21 protein-coding genes are annotated in these 20282 nt (G+C 28.5%); 6 read left to right on the forward strand and 15 right to left on the reverse strand.

Annotated features, from left to right (window positions below; translation table 11 throughout):
• Positions 1-119: 119 nt before the first annotated feature.
• Both ACTG44_RS17855 and ACTG44_RS17860 read left to right on the forward strand, forming a co-directional pair.
• Positions 120-713, forward strand: a complete 594-nt coding sequence (locus ACTG44_RS17855) for a nitroreductase family protein (RefSeq protein ID WP_021386147.1) — start codon at positions 120-122, stop codon at positions 711-713.
• A gap of 55 nt (positions 714-768) precedes the next feature.
• Positions 769-1080, forward strand: a complete 312-nt coding sequence (locus tag ACTG44_RS17860; RefSeq protein ID WP_044213971.1) for a hypothetical protein — start codon at positions 769-771, stop codon at positions 1078-1080.
• A gap of 203 nt (positions 1081-1283) precedes the next feature.
• On the opposite strand, the gene ACTG44_RS17865 is transcribed toward ACTG44_RS17860, so the two are convergent.
• Positions 1284-2687 carry an MATE family efflux transporter gene (locus ACTG44_RS17865; RefSeq protein ID WP_021386151.1) on the reverse strand — a complete coding sequence of 468 codons (1404 nt, stop codon included), beginning with the start codon at positions 2685-2687 and terminating at the stop codon, positions 1284-1286.
• Entirely contained in the window at positions 2671-3132 is a 462-nt protein-coding gene (locus tag ACTG44_RS17870; protein WP_021386141.1) for a MarR family winged helix-turn-helix transcriptional regulator, read from the reverse strand. The genes ACTG44_RS17865 and ACTG44_RS17870 overlap by 17 nt, the downstream gene beginning before the upstream one ends.
• Before the next feature lie 434 nt (positions 3133-3566).
• Here ACTG44_RS17870 and ACTG44_RS17875 point away from each other — a divergent pair, with 434 nt between their 5' ends.
• From ACTG44_RS17875 to ACTG44_RS17885, 3 genes are read left to right on the forward strand one after another with little or no spacing between them, the layout of a single operon-like run.
• Entirely contained in the window at positions 3567-4082 is a 516-nt protein-coding gene (locus ACTG44_RS17875; RefSeq protein ID WP_479920974.1) for a PadR family transcriptional regulator, read from the forward strand.
• Positions 4083-4130: 48 nt separating this feature from the next.
• Positions 4131-4634 (forward strand): flavodoxin family protein, encoded by a 504-nt coding sequence (locus tag ACTG44_RS17880; protein ID WP_479920975.1) that lies wholly within the window; start codon positions 4131-4133, stop codon positions 4632-4634.
• Positions 4631-5281 (forward strand): flavodoxin family protein, encoded by a 651-nt coding sequence (locus ACTG44_RS17885; RefSeq protein WP_479920976.1) that lies wholly within the window; start codon positions 4631-4633, stop codon positions 5279-5281. Before ACTG44_RS17880 ends, ACTG44_RS17885 begins: the two co-directional genes overlap by 4 nt.
• A 121-nt stretch (positions 5282-5402) precedes the next feature.
• Here ACTG44_RS17885 and ACTG44_RS17890 read toward each other — a convergent pair whose 3' ends face one another.
• The 10 genes from ACTG44_RS17890 to ACTG44_RS17935 form a co-directional block, all read right to left on the reverse strand.
• Positions 5403-5663, reverse strand: a complete 261-nt coding sequence (locus tag ACTG44_RS17890; RefSeq protein WP_479920977.1) for a DUF3781 domain-containing protein — start codon at positions 5661-5663, stop codon at positions 5403-5405.
• Between the two features lie 182 nt (positions 5664-5845).
• Positions 5846-6715: an AraC family transcriptional regulator gene (locus ACTG44_RS17895; RefSeq protein WP_479920978.1), complete on the reverse strand. Its 870-nt coding sequence runs from the start codon at positions 6713-6715 to the stop codon at positions 5846-5848.
• A gap of 283 nt (positions 6716-6998) precedes the next feature.
• Positions 6999-7412 (reverse strand): cupin domain-containing protein, encoded by a 414-nt coding sequence (locus ACTG44_RS17900; RefSeq protein WP_479917581.1) that lies wholly within the window; start codon positions 7410-7412, stop codon positions 6999-7001.
• Positions 7413-7535: 123 nt separating this feature from the next.
• Complete coding sequence (locus ACTG44_RS17905; RefSeq protein ID WP_021386159.1) at positions 7536-8297, reverse strand: ATP-binding cassette domain-containing protein; 762 nt, start codon at positions 8295-8297, stop codon at positions 7536-7538.
• Between the two features lie 14 nt (positions 8298-8311).
• Positions 8312-9847: an ABC transporter permease/substrate-binding protein gene (locus ACTG44_RS17910; protein WP_479920979.1), complete on the reverse strand. Its 1536-nt coding sequence runs from the start codon at positions 9845-9847 to the stop codon at positions 8312-8314.
• Positions 9848-10202: 355 nt separating this feature from the next.
• A complete protein-coding gene (locus ACTG44_RS17915) occupies positions 10203-12443 on the reverse strand; it encodes an ATP-binding cassette domain-containing protein (protein ID WP_479920980.1) in 2241 nt (746 codons plus the stop codon).
• Between the two features lie 356 nt (positions 12444-12799).
• Positions 12800-13990 (reverse strand): MFS transporter, encoded by a 1191-nt coding sequence (locus ACTG44_RS17920; RefSeq protein ID WP_479920981.1) that lies wholly within the window; start codon positions 13988-13990, stop codon positions 12800-12802.
• A gap of 71 nt (positions 13991-14061) precedes the next feature.
• Positions 14062-14814, reverse strand: coding sequence for an NADPH-dependent oxidoreductase (locus ACTG44_RS17925; protein WP_479920982.1), 753 nt, complete (start codon positions 14812-14814; stop codon positions 14062-14064).
• 40 nt (positions 14815-14854) lie between these two features.
• Positions 14855-15340, reverse strand: coding sequence for a flavodoxin (locus ACTG44_RS17930; protein WP_021386138.1), 486 nt, complete (start codon positions 15338-15340; stop codon positions 14855-14857).
• A 49-nt stretch (positions 15341-15389) separates the two neighbouring features.
• On the reverse strand, positions 15390-15623 hold the full coding sequence (locus ACTG44_RS17935; RefSeq protein WP_021386144.1) for a hypothetical protein: 234 nt from the start codon (positions 15621-15623) through the stop codon (positions 15390-15392).
• Positions 15624-15759: 136 nt separating this feature from the next.
• On the opposite strand from ACTG44_RS17935, the gene ACTG44_RS17940 reads away from it, so the two are divergent.
• Positions 15760-16653 (forward strand): LysR family transcriptional regulator, encoded by an 894-nt coding sequence (locus ACTG44_RS17940; protein WP_479920983.1) that lies wholly within the window; start codon positions 15760-15762, stop codon positions 16651-16653.
• A 199-nt stretch (positions 16654-16852) separates the two neighbouring features.
• Here the strand turns inward: ACTG44_RS17940 and ACTG44_RS17945 are convergent, their stop codons facing one another.
• From ACTG44_RS17945 to tnpB, 3 genes are all read right to left on the reverse strand, one after another.
• Entirely contained in the window at positions 16853-17653 is an 801-nt protein-coding gene (locus ACTG44_RS17945; RefSeq protein ID WP_479920984.1) for a PIG-L family deacetylase, read from the reverse strand.
• A 279-nt stretch (positions 17654-17932) separates the two neighbouring features.
• Entirely contained in the window at positions 17933-18808 is an 876-nt protein-coding gene (gene hslO, locus ACTG44_RS17950) for an Hsp33 family molecular chaperone HslO (protein ID WP_021386186.1), read from the reverse strand.
• 267 nt (positions 18809-19075) lie between these two features.
• Positions 19076-20185 carry an IS200/IS605 family element RNA-guided endonuclease TnpB gene (gene tnpB / locus ACTG44_RS17955; protein WP_479920985.1) on the reverse strand — a complete coding sequence of 370 codons (1110 nt, stop codon included), beginning with the start codon at positions 20183-20185 and terminating at the stop codon, positions 19076-19078.
• Between the last annotated feature and the right edge of the window lie 97 nt (positions 20186-20282).

Raw genomic sequence — 20282 nt, forward strand, 5'->3', positions numbered from 1 at the left:
TATTAAATATAACCAAATACTAAAATCAATGACTTTTTTTATGATTAGTGCTAAAATAATTAAAAATAGAAACTAAAACTCAAATGAATTTTCAAAAAAATAAACGGAGGTTACTTAAGATGATAAGTGATTCTATATCAAAAAGACGTAGTATTAGAAAATATAAAAAACAAAGTATTTCACATGAAACTATAGAAAAAATAATTGAAGCTGGAATAAATGCACCTTCATCTAAAAACAGACAACCATGGCGTTTTGTTGTTGTCACTGAGAAGGAAAAAGAATCTATGCTCAAAGCTATGAGTAAAGGTATTCAAAATGAAATTGACGACAATGGACTTCTTCCAGAAAGTCGTCAACATATCGCTGGTGCAAATTACACAGTTAAAATTATGGAACAAGCTCCAGTAACAATCTTTATTTTAAACATATTAGGTAAATCACCTTTAGAAAGCTTATCTGCTGAAGAACGCTTTTATGAAATGGCAAATATACAATCAATTGGAGCTGCAATTCAAAACATGTCACTTGAGGCTGTAGAATTAGGTCTAGGTAGTCTTTGGATTTGTGATGTATATTTTGCATATCGTGAATTATGTGAGTGGTTAGATACAGACAGCCAATTAGTAGCAGCAATATCTTTAGGTTATCCTGATGAAGAACCATCAATGAGACCTAGGTTACAATTAAGCGATGTAACTGAGTGGAGATAAATAATTATATTGAGTAAATAAGACTAAAAGAATTTATATTAGGCGAGGTATTTTAATGAAAAAAATAGTTAAATCTTTTACATTTTGGTTTCTTTTAATAGCATTATTTGAGATTTATATGCATCAAATTGGTCAAGATTCAAAGAGTATTGTTCTAATAAGCTTAAATCCTATCTTATCTATTATTTCTCGCACTGATAGTTTTCTTGTTTTTATGGATTCAGGTATGCAAATACCATGTAGAACGATTATGGGGTCAATTTCGATTTATTGGTACATAGCATCTATACTTTCTTTTCTTATTTATGGCATAATCTTAGATTTGATTAGAGTAATTATTTCTAAAATTGTACACAAAACAAAATAAACATTTTAAATAGTGCATTTTCTTGAGCTATTATGAAAATTTGATTGTTTTTTAAACAACCTTCTCAAGCAAGGCAGAGTATCTACACTCTACAATCTAACTGTAGCTCCTGAAAATGCACCTAAGGTTACACATGAATATTATTTTAGTGTTAATTAATAAAAATTAATTTAATATATTTAATATATTTCTTAGAAAGTATATTATACCTCCATAACCTCTTTGTGATTACCAATCACCTTATTTTGCTTTATAGTCAATGACTTCATTTCATGAAGTGCAAAGTATATACATACAATTGCTGCCGCGGCATCTGCTATTGGCCCTGCAAACATTACTCCATCAATTCCCATAAACATTGGTAAAATCACTATTAATGGAATTAAGAATAAAATCTGACGAGTCAAAGAAGTAAAAAGTCCAAGTACTGATTTCCCAATTGATGTAAAGAAAGTTGATGATATTATTTGAACACCATTTATAAATGTTAAAAATAAGAAAGTTCTAAAATAATGTTCTGCAAATATAAAATAAGTCTCATTTCCATTACCAAATATAGATGTAATTTGTCGTGGGAATATTTGGAAGCATAAGAATGCAATACTAGCTATAACAGTTGCACTTCCTACTGCTAACTTATATGCTTCTTTTACACGATTATACTTTTCAGCCCCATAATTGTATCCTATAATAGGTTGCATACCTTGTGCTATACCTATAATTATAGATATAAAAATCATATTTACTTTAATAATAATACCAACACAAGCAAGTGGAATCTCACTTCCATAAACTGACCTAGCTCCATAATATGCCAATGTATTGTTCATAACTATCTGTGTTACAGTCATTGCTAATTGATTAAAACATGAACTTGAACCTAGTGCAAATATATGTTTATAAATTATACTCTCTAATTTAAAACTTTTCTTATGTAATTTGATATGTTGAAAATTCTTTATATAATAAACACTGATTCCAAAAGATATAAGTTGCCCAATGACAGTTGCTAAAGCAGAGCCAGCAATCCCCATATTAAAAACAAATATGAATAGTGGATTTAAGATTGTATTGATGACTGCTCCTACTAACATACAAAACATAGAAGCTTTTGGTCTTCCATCTGCAAGTATCAACTTACTCATTCCAGTGGACATTATAAGAAATGGTAATCCGATTGATGTAATTTTTGTGTATGTGTGTGCATAAGGTAGTATTTCTGATGTAGAACCAAAGAATTTTAATAGTGGTGTCAAAAATACTGATACTATTACAAACAAACTTATTCCAAAAATAGCCATCAAACAAATAGAATTTCCTGCTGCTTTTGTAGCCTTTTCTGAGTTTTTAGCCCCTAATTCCAATGAGCATTTAGATGCTCCTCCAATACCTAATAACAAGGCAATTGCTGTACATATTGTAGTTAATGGGAAAGCAACATTTGTAGCAGCGTTACCTAATACCCCAACACCTTGCCCAATAAATATTTGGTCAACAATGTTATATAATGCACTTACTAACATTGCTATAATACTAGGAATTGCATACTTAGTTAATAATTTTGAAACTTTATCATATTCCAATGGTTCTTTATAGTTTTCTTCCAATTTCCTTCGCCTCCAATTTTGCTTCTTCATTCATATCAATAGCTAGAAAGGCAACCTTTTCTAACATTGATATAAATAACTCTTTCTCTTCTTTCTCAAACGAACTCAACAATTCTTCTACATATCCATTTGTTATTTTTAATATTTCATCATAACATTCTAAAGATTTCTCTGTAGGGTATAAATGCCATGTTCTTTTATCCTTTACACTTGGTTTTCTAGTGATGAATCCTTCTTTTTCTAAATTTGCCAAAGCTCTTGTTATATTACTAGGATTCACAAGGATTTTTTTAAATATAGTATCTTGTGTAATGCCTGGATTATTACATATGTGTAACACATAAAAATATTGGCTATTATTGATTCCAATATCCGCCAATTTCCTGTCAATATAATTTGTATTATATCTATTTATAATGGAAACCCATTTTAATAGCTCTCTCATATTCTCTCCTTATTTATTATTCACCGTTTTTTGCGTACGCAATAATCTATTTGCTCATGCAATCATTTTACTGCTAATTTTATTCTTTGTCAATAGCACCTAAGTTTATATTTAAATTATAAAGTCACTATAAATTTCATATATTAGACCATTACTTTAATTTAACTATCTTTAATTTTTCACTAATGTTTAATTACCTTTTATATTAATCTATTTACATAAATATTTTCTAATTCCTAATTCCTAATTCCTAATTCCTAATTCCTAATTCCTAATTCCTAATTCCTAATTCCTAATTCCTAATTCCTAATTCCTAATTCCTAATTCCTAATTCCTTTTAAGTTTATTTTAAAAATCATATTGACACAATATTTATTATCTGTAATAATATTTATATCGAAACGATATATATCTAAATGATATTAGGAGGCAATATGTTAGAATACATTATTTTAGGATTCTTAATGGAAGAAGAATTGAGTGGGTACGACTTAAAGCAATGGATGTCACATAGTACATCATACTTTTTTGATGCTAGCTTTGGCAGTATCTATCCAGCACTTAAAAGATTAGAAACAAAGGGATATATCTACTGTCGTGAAGCTATAGATGGTAGCAAATTAAAAAAACTATACTCTATAACTGATGCAGGTAAAGAATACTTTCTTGAATGGCTAAAAAAACCGATAAAATTTTCTAAAACAAAGCAAGACCATCTTGTTAATATATTCTTTTATAAGTATCTACCTAAAGAAGTAATTGAAACAAACTTAAAACTATTTATAGCTGAGGTTGAATTACTCTCAGATAAACTAAATAAACAAAAAATTGATGCAGAAAAAAATCATTGTATTGAAGAATACAAATACATGTATTCCACAATGATTTATGGAGTTGACTATTATAGTTTTGTAATTAATTGGTGTAAAGATTTACTAAAAAATTTGTAAGATATAATTTTTTAAAATAAATATACATAATAAAGGGAGATGAAACTTATGAGACTTTTAATACATGATTTAACTGAGGAAGAATTAGATAAACTATCACCTAGGCTTAATGAAAATATAAAATTACTTCCAAACACAAAAGAAATTCACAAATGTATTGGTTGTTTTAGTTGCTGGATTAAAACTCCTACTGAATGTGTTATAAAAGATTATTATAGTAATATGAGTAAACTTATAAATGACTCTGATGAACTTATTATAATAAGTAGATGTTGTTATGGAGGGTTCAGCCCTTTTGTAAAAAACATAATTGATAAAAGTATTAGCTATATCCTCCCATACTTTGTAATGAAAGATAATATGATGCGTCATAAAAGTAGATATAGCAAACAAATAAATTTAAAAGCTATATTTTATGGAAATCATATTACAGAAGCTGAAAAAGACACTGCTACCAAATTAGTACATGGAAATTCCATAAATTTTAATATGAAAGAACACTCTGTTTGTTTTTATGAAAATATACAAGATATAAGAGGTGAATCTATATGAATATAGCGATGATAAATGGTAGTCCAAAAGTAAATAAAAATAATTCACAGTATTTTTTATCTGAAATAGAAAAACTTATTAAAAAAGACAATAAAATTTTTACATTTAAAATAGATAACACTTCTAAATACCCTGATGCTTTTAATGCTATACTTAACTGTGATAGATTGGTAATTGCATTTCCTCTTTATGTGGATGGCATTCCATCTCATTTGGTTCATTTTCTAGAGGAATGCGAAAAATTTTTAAAGACACAAAATAAAAAGCCTATCCCAGTGTATGCAATAGTTAATTGTGGATTCTATGAAGGCAAACATAATCATTTGGCAATTCAAATGATAGAGCATTGGTGTAAAAAGGTCAATTTCACATGGGTTCAAGGTATTGGAATTGGCGCTGGAGAGATGTTTGGTTCACTGGAATCTGTGCCTTTGGATAAAGGTCCCAAAAAAAAATTAGGTATTACACTAAAAGAATTATCAAGAAATATGCTTAATGACAATATGAACATTGATAATTCTCGTAAAAATAATATTTTCATTTCACCTAATTTCCCTAGATTTCTATATAAACTTCTGGGTAATTATCAGTGGAATCCTCAAGCTAAATCAAATGGTTTAACTAAGAGTGATATACTAAAGAAATAAAAAAATAGAATGATATAACAATATCAAAAAAACCGTCAAGTACAGCAAAGCCATTCATCTTGATGGTTTTCATGATATTCATATTTACTACACAATAGATAGCATAAAATACTCCTAATTTCTATATGTTGCAATTCTTTTCTTTATGAGCTGTAATGATTGTGTAGCTATAAGCATTTACTGTTATAATACAATTATCTACACTTATATACCAGTTCTTTCCCTTTCTATTGATAATAGCATTTGGAGATTCTATTTTAGTTTTACACCAGTTCACTACATCATTTATCTCTAAAGAAAGGTTTTTCTTAATTCTTACCACACCTAATTCTGTTGTATGTAATTTATCTAGATTTCTAAGTAATTCATTTTCTGGATTCATTCGTATTAGAACACCTCACCCTTTATAAAATAAAATATATATTATTTAATTCTATTTTATCATAACCTTATAATAAAGTAATTTTTTCTACTGTTTATAAATTCCTTATTAACATATTAGAGTTATAAAACTATTTTTATATGAATTTCTCTACTTTATATTACTACATATTGCTACTTTTTTTAAAGAATTGGAACCCAAAACTGAATTTCGCTCAAACCACTACCATTAACATTTTCTCCATATTTTACAAAATCACATAAATTATTTTCATTTAATTGACAACTTGAATTAGGAAACCATTCTTGATAGATATATTCTACAACATTTTGCATACTATCTTCATTTCTTCCAATAAACATAAAGACAATATAATTACTTTTTGGAAGTGTAAATTTTTCCATTCCATTAGCTAATTTACCAAAACAAGATACTTGTGCTCCTGCAATATATGTAAACATAGGTGTATTTTCAACTTCTTTAAAGTCACTATAATCATTGACTCCAATTAAGAAATCTAAATCTACTCTGTTTTCTATCAATTGTTTATTTTTATGTAAACTTCTCCAACACCTTCCAATAATATGAAATCCCCTTTTTACTTTACCAGAATAGCCAACAATATTTATCTCTGTGCAATCGACTTTTTTAATGTCTAAAATCATATCTCCACGTAATTTTTTCCGATTATTAATATCAAATTTTAATTGTATTGGTAAAAAGTCTTTATGTTTTCTAAAAAAATTTGGACTATATTTAAACATTTTTTTAAATCTATGTGAAAAAGAGCGTTGTGTGTCATAACCTGAAATTAAAGCAATTTCAATAATTGGCCTTTCTGTAAAAATAAGCATTCTTGCTGCTTCAGTCAATCTACGTCTTTGTATATAATTATGAACAGTAAAACCTACAACTGATGTAAACATTCTATGTAAATGGTACTTTGAATAACCTGTTTCTTTAGCAATGGCATCTAAATCCAACATTTCATCTAAAAGATGTATCTCTATATAATCCAAAGCTTTTTCAATAGTAATTAAATTATTATCCATGTAGAACACCTCCTATCTTAAAGATAACATATTGTTTTAGTTTATTTTTCACATTCTTTGCTAATGTTTTGGTTTATTTTCTTACATATAAAAGGCACTTCAACTTGAAGTGCCTATACATTACATCTTTATTTTTTTAATTTAAATATCTATTACTATTTATAAGATTTAATATTTCAACTCTTTTAATGTTTCAACTCTTATAGAAACATACTTGTAACATTCCTTATTTCCAAAGTTTTATAGACTTATCTGTTAACTACGCTTACAACTTATTAGCTTTTTATTTAAGTTTACTATAATCTTCATCAGATACAGGTTCTAGCCATTCATTGAAAGCACCCTCAGCAGGCACCTCTATAGCTAAATGCTGAAACCAACTATCATGTGCAGCTCCATGCCAGTGCTTTATATCTGGTGGTATATTTACTACATCACCTGCATGCAATTCCTGAGCTGGCTTTCCAAATTCTTGATAATATCCTCTACCTCCAGTTACAAGTAAAATTTGCCCTCCCTTATGGTGTATATGCCATGAATTTATTGTAGAAGGTGCAAATGTTACATTGCCAATTGCTACTCCATTCGTGCTAAGCATATTTAAATAACATTCTCCTGTAAAATACTGTGCAAATGCTTTATTTTCCTCACCAATAGGAAAAACTGCTCCTACACCTAAATCTTTTTCTCTACTCATTTCTAATTCCCCCTATGCCTTAATCTAACTTTTTTACACTTCAAGTATACAACTTGAAGTTAACTCTAAGGCAATAGCTTTTACTATAATAATTTAATTTTTAATTTAGATTTATTTTTTAATCTATTCCTTTAAATCCTCATCCTCTATTATAGATTTTCTTATATTCAATAATTGGTCTACAAATTGATTAGCAGGAGAATTTAAAATATTCTTTGGAGTATCATACTGTTGAATAACCCCATGATTTAATACCAAAGTTTTTGTACCTAAAATCAAAGCTTCATAAATATCATGTGTAATAAATATAATCGTAACTCCTGTTTTTTTATGAATTTCTTTTATCTCTTTTTGTAATTGCTTTCTTGTAATCTCATCGACAGCACCAAAAGGTTCATCCATCAGTAAAATCTCTGGAGAAGAAGCTAAAGCTCTTGCAATACCTACACGCTGTTGTTGCCCACCCGATAATTCTGATGGATAGCGGACTTTCATATCATTCGGTAATCCCACTATCCCCATCCACTTGTCTACAGCATTTTTCACTTCTGATTTATTTTTTTTATTGAGAAGATTTGGTACATATGAAATGTTTTCTTCAACAGTCATATGGGGAAAAAGAACACTTCCCTGTACGCAATACCCTATTTTTCTTCTTAACTTAATTAAGTCCTCATTTTTAATATCTGTTTGATTTATCAAGATATTCCCACCATCTGGCAAAATCAAACCATTAATCATTTTTAAAAGTGTTGTTTTACCAGAACCAGATGAACCAATAACAGTTAAAAATTCTCCTTTTTCTATATCTAAATTAAGATTATTTATGATAGTTTTATCATCATATTGTTTTTCAATATTTTTAAATTGTATAATAGGTGTCATTATATTTCCTCCAATTATAAAAGACCTTTTTTACTCAAAAACTCATGTGCAACTTCTCTAGGCTCTAAATTGTTGTTTTCTACATCATAATTCATTTTAGCCATTTCCTTGTCAGTCAAAGTATTTTCAACCATTTTAAATACTTTTGATAACTCTGGATGTTCCTCTAATACTTCTGAACGAACAACATTTCCACATTGATAAGATGGATAGAAGTTTTTATCATCCTTTAAAACTACAACGTCTGAAACACTGTACTGACCATCAGTTGTAAATATAGGCATTACATCAATTTTGCCCTCATTGATAGCTTGATATTTTAATCCAATATCTAAGTCAACTGTGTTTTTAAAGTTTAATCCATATGTATTACACAATGGAGTATATCCATCCTCTCTCTCATAAAAATCATATTCTGCTCCAAATGTTAATTTAGAAGATGCATCCTTTAAATCCGAGATATTTTTTAAGTTATATTTTTCTGCAACTTCTTTTCTGACTGCCAACGCATAGCTATTAGAAAAACCATACATACCAGTCCATTGCATTTTAAGTTTATTTTTGTATTCCGATTGTAATTCACTAAACATATCTTCAGTATATAATTCATTTTTCTTAAGTACCATATTCCAACCTGTCCCTGTATATTCTGGATAAATATCGAATTCTCCATTTTCCATAGCTGGCTGAATATTAGACGTTCCTCCACCTACACCTTGTGTAATTTCTACTTTTAAACCAGTATTCTTTTCAATTAAAATATCCAACATCTCACCAAGGATATATTGTTCAGTCATAGGTTTTGTAGCAATATGAATAGTTTGAGTCTTCGAAGAATTAAAGAAATATGATGTAAAGATAGCTACTATGAGAATAAAACTTCCTAGAATGGCAAAAACTTTTCTTTTATTTTTCTTTTTTCTTTTTATTTGAAAAAATCTCTCTACTAATCCTAAAATAAAATCAAATACTAAAGCTAACAAAGCGATAAGTATACTTCCAGTAATTGTCATTACTGTATTATTTGTCGTGATTCCTCTATATATGGCTACACCTAATCCTCCAGCACCTATAAACGAAGCAATACCAGCTAATGCAATTGTCATAATGACCATGTTTCTAATACCAGACATAATAACTGGTAAAGCTAGTGGAAGCTTTATTTTATATAGTATCTGAAAATCTGTACTTCCCATCCCTCTAGCCGCTTCAAGAATATTTTTATCTACATTAGTAATTCCAGTATATGTATTTCTAACCATAGGCAATAATGCATAGATAGTAAGAGCAATAACAGCAGTAGTATTTCCAATTCCAGAAAATGGTATTAAAAATCCTAGCATAGAAATAGACGGAATGGTATATAGAAAATTAATAGTTCCCAATATGGGTTTAGATGAACTATGAAATTCGCTTACAATTATACCAATTATACCACCTAAAACTATTGCGATTATTATAGAAATAATAGAAATAGTCAAATGCTCTATAGATAATTTTATAAAAAAATCACTTCTCTCAGATAATAATGTCAAAATAGCATTTATCATTTATCTCACTCCTTTTTATGAGTTTTACTTAACAAGATTTAAATTTTAATTTAGTAATAGTACTCATTTTAATACATCAACAAATTATTCCATAAATTACATGTTAAGGTTATAATATTAAACTTGCAAGTAGGCACAAAAAAGTAACTATTAAAGAATATTTTCTTATATATTATCTATAAAAATAAGAAAAAATGCCAGAATCGTTAAAATCTTGATATTTAAACGAATTTCTGACACTATATTTAATTAAATTTGAATATTTCTCATATTATTTACTACTGTTAAGTTTAAGTATCATTTTATATACCCATTATACTTATTAATATATCATATATTAATTATATTTTATTTATTATACTATATACTTTGCTGTTAATGATACTCTATTATTGCACAATTGATTTGGAGTTCCTTGAAATATTACTTTTCCACCTTTTGTTCCACCTTCAGGACCCATATCAATAATCCAGTCAGCTCTTTTAATTACATCTATATTATGTTCAATTATTATAACCGTATTTCCATTATCTACAATTTCTTCAATTATAGTTACAAAATTTTCAATATCAGCCATATGAAGTCCTGTTGTAGGCTCATCCAATATATACACTGAACTTTCCTTGTTTAATTCGCTAGCAAGCTTTAACCTTTGACATTCTCCACCAGATAAGGTATCAAGAGTTTGCCCTAAAGTAAGGTATCCTATGCCCATTTTTTCAATACATTGTAATTTTGTTTTAATCTGCTTTAGACTAAAAAATTCAATCGCATCTGATACAGACATTTCAAGAACTTCTATTATATTCTTCCCTTGAAACTTATATTCTAAAACTTCTTTTTTAAATTTTTTCCCTTCACAAATATTACAAACGCTCTTTATACTATCCATAAAGGCAAGATTCATCTCTACTATTCCAGACCCTTTACAATTATCACAAGCTCCTTCTGAATTTGAGCTAAATAAAGAAGAATTCACTCCATTTGTTTTTGAAAATATACTTCTTATATTGTTCATAATGCCACTGTATGTTGCTAAACTTGACCTTGAATTTGCTGACACAGGGCTTTGGTCTATAAGCACAGCATTAGGATTTTGCTTTAAGAATTCATCCTTAATTAAGGTACTTTTACCTGCTCCTGCTACTCCAGTAACTAAAGTAAATACACCCTTAGGTATTTTAATAGATATATTTTTCAAGTTATTTTTATTACAATTTTTAATTTCTAAATATCCTCTAGCTTCTCTTACATTTTCTTTGATAGTAAGAGATTTACTTAAAGCATTTGCTGTCACTGTCCCACTTGTAAGTAAATTTTCATAACTTCCTTCATACACAACTTCTCCACCATACTTACCAGCTTTTGGACCTACATCTACAATATGGTCTGCAATCTTAATGACATCTGGGTCATGTTCAACAACTATAATTGTATTTCCTTTATCACGTAATTGTTTTAAAAGTTTATTTAATTTATATACATCTTTAGGATGAAGACCTACACTTGGTTCATCAAATATATACATTAAATCTACAAGATTACTATTCAGATATTTAACCATCTTTATACGCTGAGATTCACCTCCTGATAGAGAAGATGTCTCTCTATCTAAACTTAAATACCCAAGACCTATATCTATTATACTATTTAATTTTTCTATTATTCCCTTAAGTATAGGTTGGGCTTCTGGTTCATCTATATTTTTAATAATTTCAACTAATTCATCAATTTGCATACTAGTTAAATCTGCTATGTTATAGCCATTAATTAAAGACTTGTACACCCTTTCATGAAGTCTCCTTCCATTACAAACAGGGCATTTGTCTTCTATAAGAAGTTTACTCATTTTTTTCTTCGTAGCTTCAGAGATTTCTCCTTCTTTACTTAAATATAGACGATTAAACTTAATCAACAATCCTTCATATGTCATATTAGTTTGACCAGCATTTTCTCCTTTAATCTTTTCTGCTTCACCATATAAGAATTTTTCTAACTCTTTTTCTGAATAATCACAGATTTTTTTATCAAGGTCAAAGTATCTTGATTCAGCAAATATATTCCAGTGCCAAGAACCCACTCCAAATCCTGAAAGCAATATGGCACCTTCATTTAGTGATTTATTCGTGTCAAGAATATTATTCATATTAGGCATTAGCTTTTTTCCAAGTCCATGGCAGTCTGGACACATACCATAGACATTGTTAAAAGAAAACATGTTAGCATTACCTATACGTTCACTTCCAAATCTTGAATATAAGGTTCTTAAAAATGAGTTTACATCTGTAATAGTCCCTAGAGTTGACCTTGAATTGCCACCAAGTCTACTTTGGTCTACAATAATTGGGGTTGATAGATTCTCTATACAATCAGCTTTAACTTCTCCATACTTAGGTAAAAAACCTCTTATAAAAGTGCTAAATCTTTCATTTAACTGGCGTTGGGATTCTTTTGCAATTGTCTCGAATACAATAGATGATTTTCCGGAACCTGATACACCTGTGAATATAGTTATTTTTCTTTTAGGTATTTTTAAAGATACATTTTTTAAATTGTTCTCTTTGCACCCTTTTAAAATTATAAATTCATTATTCATATTTTACCTCCTACATTGTTTCTATTTAGATTCTTTAGAGTAAATCATAGTAATAGCTATAAATAAGTAAGATACTATTTCTATTAAATTACTTTTTCTTGTAAATACAGGTCAAATTATAGCATGTAAATTTTATCTGGTAGTATACTGGAGGGCTTAATATTTATAGAAAATACATTTATTTTATATAAACACTATTGAATCTATTTTATATAAATATCATAATTATATAGATACTAAATTATGTAAAGTTCTTAAGTTAAAAACTTTATATAATTGTATTAATTACAAAAAAAGTATCTTATCTATAATTCTAAAATCATAAATAAGATACTATATTTCATATATGTGTAAAATCAAATTTCACTACTATTTTTTGATAATATCGTCTTTAAACTTTCTCTTAATAAAACTGAAACTATACCTAATATTAAGAACATCAATCCACCTAATACAACATATTTTGTCCCTAATCCCGATATAAATAATCCACATACAGCTGTAGCAGTTGTTATTCCTAGATTGGATGCAGTTAAATATAATCCATTAGCAAAATCAGCAGCTTCTGATGCTACAGATGCAATCCAGTATTGATTAATATTAGCAGCTATACCAGCTAATACTCCCCATGCCAAAGTAATTAACATCATTGGTAAGCTAAACTGACCTAATAAGAATAATACTATGTATACTACTACCATTGAAAAAATAAAATATTTTATAAGTCTTATAGGATTCTTGCTAAGTGATTTTCCTGCTATAAGATTTCCAATAATATTTGCCATACCATATATCAATAACATTACACTAATTATCTTTTCAGGCAAATTTGTTACACTTTTAAGATACTCAGCAAAATAACTATACACTCCAAAGATTGAGCCATTTATTAAAATTACAGCCATAATAGAAAACCAAACAATCGGTTTTTTTAATACACTTAATTGAGCTCCATAAGAAAGTCTTTTTTCTACAGGCATAGATGGCACAAATATTAATGTAATTACAAATGCTATAGCATTTACTATAGCAAAGAATGACATAGCCACTCCTAATGAAACTGTGTTAGCAATAAAATTGGCTACTGGTACACCAATTACCATACCTGCTGATACTCCAACCATTACCCTAGCAACAGCTTTTGGCGCTTCTTCTTCACTTACTGATGCAGAAGCTGTTGAAAATGCAAGTGAGCAGTATATTGGTTGTAAAAAACCACATATTACACGAGCAATTAATAAGACTGTAAAACTTGAAGTAAACACTGATAAAATGTTAGCTAAAAGAAAAATTCCAAGAACAAATAGCATCGCCTTTTTGCGGTTTACTCCTGAGAATAATAAGGGCATAATTGGTCCAGATATTGCAATAGCAAGGGCAAATAGACTCACAAGAAGTCCTGCCTGAGAGATGCTAACATTAAAATTATCAGCAATTATAGGTAATATACCTATAATTCCCATTTCAGTATTTAAAATTGCAAATACTCCAAAAGTTAATATAAATATAAACAGGTTATTATGTTTAGTCATAAGTATTTTTTTCATCCACCTTTATAATTTTTATTCTATTTTAAAATAATCAATTCATTGTATTTTAATAAATTTATTTTAAAATCTTATTTTTTATCATTAACAAATCCTTGTTTACTTAGCGTTTTAGAAATTTGTGGATAATGGTTATAAGGATAACAGTAAAAATCAGTTACAAGCTCTGTCCAATTAGATATACGATTATTGTATGGTCTCTCTTTTAAATATTTAGCATAGGTTTCATCATACTCTTTTATTAACTCATGTAAATCATGATTATAAACTTCCTCAAAATAGACTGCATTTTTAGGCAAACGTGGTTTTAAATCAGGATTCTGAGCAGAATATCCAATACATAAACCTAAGATAGGAATAACGTATTTAGGTAAATTTAACTCTTTAATTACTTCTAAAGCATTTAAACGTACATCTCCAATTACTACAGTTCCTAACCCAAGCGATTCAGCCGCTACAACTGCTGTACCTAAAGCAATACCAACTTCATGAGACCCTACAATTAAATTATCAATATCTTTAATAACTTTATCTATAGACTGATTTTTTTCCTTACATACAAGATATGTTCTATAATAATCAGCACAAAATACAAGAAACACAGGCGCTTCTTCAATGTGCTTTTGATTACCACAAAGTAATGCAAGTCTTTCTCTACGTTTTATATTTTTAATAGCAATGACTGATACATGCTGAATATTAACCCAATTTGGCGCTGATTGTACTGCTTTTATAATCTGCTCTAAAAGTTCTTCACTTATAGGTTTGTCTAAGTAAGAACGGATAGAGCGATGTGAAAGCAGTGCTCCTATAACTTCATTCATAATTATTTACATCCTTTTCTATAGTATAAAAATATTTAAACTAGCTTCTAAAACCATTTTTTTCCAACCATTTTATTATTTCAGATTCTGAATTTTTACCACCACTTTCATAAATTTCAAGTGGATTTAAAATATTTGAATCATTACAAAATGTACGTATATCTGAAACAACATGACCTAGACCACCACCGCCATTGGTACAAAATGGAATTATAGTCTTACCTGACATATTATTTTCATATAAAAATGTTGCAACAGGAGGAGCCATAGTGTTAAACCAATTTGGAGTACCAATAAAAACTATATCGTAGTAATCAATATTTTTACATTCCACAGCTAATTTAGGTCTATATCCTTCTTTAACTTCTTTATTTGCTTTTGTCTCACATTCATTATAGTCATTTGAATAACCTTGTTCTGGTTCAACTTCAAATAAATTTCCACCAATTATATTTTGGATTTGTTCAGCGATTTTTCTAGTATTCCCTGTATAGGAAAAGTATGCTATCAGTATATTATTTTTCATATTATCACCCTTCTTATTTGTAATTTGTAGTTAACTAATTTAAAATAATTTATTTTTTCTGCATCATATTAAAAATTAGAAAATCAAGACAATCTATCTTTTTTTGATTTTCGTGTACTTTATGAAGTAATGAAGTTCTTTGACAAGACAATAAACGTAATTGCTCTTTGATTTTTCCATCTTTTTTTAATTGTAAAAACTTATCAATCATATTAGAGTCGCAACCTGCATCTTTAAGATTACGAATTACAGTAATATTTTCCTTTGCTATTTCACTCAACATAACACCTCCTTTTCTTAATTAATTCTAATACTATTTTTAGTCTATAGCAAATACTTATATCTTATATTCAGATATACTTGACAAGCATTTCTAATAACTATATGATAAAGAAAATTGATAAAAAGGAGATTTACATATGGAACTTAGAGTTTTAAAATATTTCCTTACAGTATCTAGAGAAGGAAGTATCACAAGAGCTGCAAATTTTTTACATGTTACACAGCCTACAATTTCCAGACAACTTAAAGAACTTGAAGAAGAATTGGGTAAAAAACTTTTTATTCGAAGTAACCACAATGTAACACTAACAAACGAAGGAATGCTTCTTAGAAAAAGAGCTGAAGAAATTATTGAAATGGTTGAAAAAACAGAATCAGAGTTTAAATCAATGGAAGAAACTATTTGTGGTGATGTCTATATTGGTAGTGGGGAAACAGATGCGATGAAATATATTGCTGATATTGTAAAAAATTTACAAGAAGATTATCCAAGTATACATTATCATCTTTATAGTGGAAATTCAGAGGATGTTACTGAAAGGCTTGATAAAGGATTATTAGATTTTGGAATTTTAATTCAACCTGCTGATATATCAAAGTATGATTATATTAACATGCCTGTAAAAGATATTTGGGGAGTAATTATGCAAAAAAATAGCCCACTTGCTACAAAAGAAACTATTAGCCGTAAAGATTTATTAGATGTACCTCTTATTTGTTCAAGACAAGCTATACTCCAAACAATATCAAAAAATGAATTTGCAGAATGGTTTGGAAGAGACTTTGATAAATTAAACATTGTCGCTACTTTTAATCTTGTATATAATGCAGCCATAATGGTGGAAAAAGGTGTAGGCTATGCTATAACTATTGATAAATTAGTCAATACAACTGAGAATAGCAACCTTTGCTTTAGACCTTTAGAGCCAAATCTTGAATCAGGCTTAAATATTGTATGGAAAAAGTATCAAGTTTTTTCACCTGCTGCTGAAATATTTTTAAAAAAGATGCAAGAAAATTTTACTATATAGAGAATAATTTATTAAGTGTATTTACTTATAAAAATGAGCTAGTCTAAATTATTTCTTAAGTGCTAAAATATGTAGTAAAAATGCCCTTAGAATTTAATTATTTAAATTCTAGGGGCATTTTATATGTTATTTAAACATATTTATTTTTTATATTATTTAATCTCCATGCTAGAGTATCTCCATCTGTTAATATTAACAATTAATCTTCACTTAACACAGATGTAAGCTCAGGGTCATTTAAAAGATGTTCAAAATAGCTATGTGCTGAAATATATCCTATTCCATACATTTTACGTTTTGAATTTACAACCTTATATTCATAACATGCACTCTTGACTTTATTGTAGTCATTAAAATCCACTGCTTTATAGATAGCTCTTTCATTTCTTGGTATATACTTTACATATTTCGGCTTGATAAAATACAAGTCGTCTTTTATCTTACGCTCACGTTTAAGCTTCTTTAAAACTTCTCCATTTTTTCTATGCATTATATGGTCATCATACTTATAATGATGAGCTATATGAGTAACATCACCCTTAAATTTATGCTCAAAATCCAATATAGTCTTCTTCATTAACTCATAATGTGTTCCTTCTTTTTTATCTATATCTGCAAGTATAATTACATTTTGAGATTTCACTCCAAGTTCTTTCAAAGCAGATTTAAATTCATTATTTCTAAGCTCTTCTTTTTGCTTTCTAGTCAGATTTCTAAACTTGGTATTTGCCTTAAAAACGTTAACCCCAGAACCATCTGATACTAGTACAACATATACATTATTAACACCACACTGTTTTATAGCATCTACAATTGCACTTCCACCCCATAAGACTTCATCATCTTGATGTTGAGGGTAAAATACTGCTGCTGACTTAAACTTCCTGCTATTACTCTTAGGAATAGGCATTTCAAGTTTTCCATTAAAATTCTTCGCAATTAAAAATATCATTAATAATATTAATATACTTATGCCTATGTGCTTTGTTTTATTTTCCATATTTAAAGTTTTCTCCTTCTTATTAATTCAAATATATGATAAACCTTTGTGGCAGATAGGTTGAAATACACAAATTATTTTACAATATTTTATAGTTTCATACACTCTTTGACACGAGCTATAATAAAATAAAAAAGCCTTCTAACCGTAACATTGCAAATATTACAGCTAGAAAGCTTCTTAATTCTTAAAATTTATTAAGCTTATTTTTAATCTGAACATGTCTATTTTAGATAAATTATACTTTAATTACTATATGAATACGACTATTTTCATAGTCTACATTTCTTTTAAAACTTCAAGTAACTCTTCTTCACTATACATGTACTTCTTATTACAGAATTGACAACCAACTTCTGCTTTTTTGTCTTCTTCTATTATTTCAGCTAATGATTTTTTACCTATTGCAACTAAAGCAGTTTTCACTCTTTCCTTTGAACATTCACACATAAATCCAACTTCACAAGTATCAAGTATCTTAGGCTCTAAACCATCTAAAACAATACTTAATATATCTTCTGGTGATTTTCCTTCTTTTAACAGATTCGTTACTGAAGGTAATTTAGCTACATTTTCCTCTAATTTAGCAATCGTCTCTTCTTCTGCATCTGGCATCAATTGAACTATAAATCCTCCCGCAAACTCTACTTCTTCTTCTTTTGTAAGTACACCTAAAGCTACTACTGATGGAGTTTGTTCTGATACTGCAAAGTAATAAGTAAAGTCTTCTGCAATCTCTCCACTTACCAATGGATAAGTGCCATTATATGGCTCTCTAAGACCTAAGTCTTTAATAACTTTTACAACACCTTCTGTACCTACTGCTGCTGCTACATTTAACTTACCATTTGGATAGTCTTCAACTTCTACTTGTGGATTTCCTACATACCCTTTTACCATACCTTTAGAATCTGCTGTTGCAATAATAGTTCCAATTGGACCTCCACCTTTTATTATTACAGTCAATTTATCACTATCATTTTTCATCATTAGTCCCATTATAGATGTTGCAGTTAATGTTCTTCCAAGTGCTGCTGTTGCTACTTTTGTAGTTTCATGTAATCTTCTAGCTTCTTCCACGGTGTTTCTAGTAGTTGCAACAAATGCTCTAACTTGACCATTTCCTGATGTTGCTCTTAGTACATAATCTCTCATTTATATTCCTCCATATTTCGTTAATTATCTAATTTCACTATATGCTATTTTAATTCCAATATATAAATACTTACCTATTTTAACCTTAGATAATAGTTCTTCTATATTAGATTTACTCTCAATCTATAAAACTTTATAATTCTGAACCTCCCATGACTAAAGTCACAGGGTTCCTGCTTCATAGAATTTTGCATACTAAAATATGTCTTACCAATTCTCCACAGGCTATCCCCGTAGTTCCTACGGTTCTTACATACGTTATTTATTTTAAACTCTTATTAGTCTTAATCCTTCTTTTAATATATTTATACTTGCATTTATATCTCTATCGTGAGTTTCATTACAACAAGGACAAATCCATTCTCTTATATTTAAATCCTTAATTTCCTCGTTTTTGTACCCACATTTATTGCATATTTGTGAACTTGCAAAGAATTTACCTACCTTTACAATTTGTCTACCATACCAATTAGCCTTATATTCTAATTGACAAACAAATTCTGACCATGACACATCAGAAATTAAGCGAGATAATTTACGATTTCTAGTCATATTCTTTACTTGTAAATCTTCTATGCAAATAATATCATTCTCTCGTATTAATTTAGTAGATAGTTTTTGTAGAAAATCCTTCCTTTGATTAGCTATATGTTCTTGAAGTCTTGCAACTTTTAACCTTGCTTTATTTCTATTTAAACTACCAATTGTTTTTCTCGATAATTCTCTTTGTAATTTAGCAAGTTTATTTAATGACTTCTGAAGATACTTAGGATTTTCTATAAATTCTCCACAACTTGAGATACAAAACTCTTTAATTCCTAAATCTAAACCTATCTGATTATTAGTATTTTCAAATGCTTCAATATCTATATAAGTACAACATAATGATACATAATATTTACCACTTGGTTCTTTGGATACAGTAGCATTAAGTATTCTCCCTTGAGGTACTTGTTTATCTCTTACTTTAACCATACCAAGTTTAGGTAATTTTATATATTGACTAAAGTACATAATATTTCCATTGGTAAAGTTAGTTCTATATGAAAATCTATTAGTTTTCTTTGATTTAAATTTAGGAAATCCTGCATTTTCTTTAAAGAATTTTTTATATGCGTTTTCTAAATCTTTTAAGGTGTTTTGTAGTGAAAATTTATCAGGTTCTTTAAGCCACTTTAATTCTCTTTTTAAATTGGTCAAATCAGAACTACACTGTTTATAAGTAAAAGTTTCTTTATCGTTTTCATAAACTTCTATTTTTTTAGCAAGATATTTATTATATACAAATCTACAACATCCAAAAGTTTTGTTAATTAACTCTTGCTGTTTTTTATTTGGATACATTCTAAACTTATAGGCTTTTTCCACTACTATCACCTCACTTTAATTGTTTTTTATGATTATTAATATACATATCCGAATAACTTCTATTTTTCATCACCCATTATAATATTAACAAACGTAATTATTTAAA

The sequence above is a fragment of the Clostridioides sp. LIBA-2809 genome, from assembly GCF_056688965.1.